Here is a 950-nt window from a genome sequence, read left to right as displayed (position 1 = left end):
CCTGAATTAATTGCTGAAGTGAATAAAGCGGGACTTAAAAGCGAAGTATCCAGTCCTTCCGAAACCGCAGCACCTATCGCAACATCTACGCTAGCACAAGCATTAGGCGACGATGTCGACCTAGAAGTGTTGGAGCTATTTGTCGAAGAAGCGCGCGAGCTAATCGAAGCGCTAGAAGAACAAATTTCCGAGTGGTCTAAGTCACCAAAAGAAGAAACGCCAAATTTAGAAATTCAACGCATACTTCATACCTTGAAGGGTGGAGCCAGACTTTCAAATTTGGCTAAATTAGCTGATGAGAGTCATGACTTGGAATCTCGTTTGCTCAAAGCTCAATCAAATAAGGAAGCATTTGAAGGAGCCCTTAAGGATTCTGTACTTAAGAGCCAGGATGAACTCCTGAAACTTGTCGATGAACTAGAAGCTCTAGCTTCAGGTGACGCACTAACTGAAGAACATGCAACACCTTCTAACACTAGCGAAACACCTAAAGCTGAACCAAGCAAAGCAGCCACGCCAAGTAAATCTATCGCTGCTGAAGAAACCGTCAAAGCAGCAAGACAAGCACCTGCGAAGAAAACCAAAACCTCTGACAAGCAAACACCAGCCGAGAATATTCAAGCAGTCCAAAAAGTGGCACCTCAAGAAACGATCCGTGTTTCTGCCAGCCTACTCGACTCCCTGGTTAACCTTGCAGGTGAGACCAGTATCTCGCGCGGTCGCTTGGAACAACAAATTAGTGACTTTGGCTTCACGCTGGAAGAAATGTCGGCAACCATTGAACGTCTACGTGAACAGCTTCGTCGTATGGATATGGAAACCGAAGCTCAAGTACTGTTCAGAGCCGAAAAAGAAGGTCTGAAAGCTCCCGACTATGAAGACTTCGATCCGCTTGAAATGGACAGATACTCTTCGATTCAGCAGCTTTCGCGAGCCTTAACGGAGTCAAC

General features: G+C 46.0%; 1 protein-coding gene. It reads left to right on the top strand.

What is annotated here, in order from left to right:
- On the top strand, nucleotides 1–950 hold a 950-nt coding region (locus A3729_RS30170; RefSeq protein WP_197476306.1), incomplete at both ends, for an Hpt domain-containing protein.

The organism is Oleiphilus sp. HI0043, from assembly GCF_001634935.1.
Note: the sequence above shows the minus strand (reverse complement) of the source record. Positions and strands in the feature narration are given on the sequence as shown.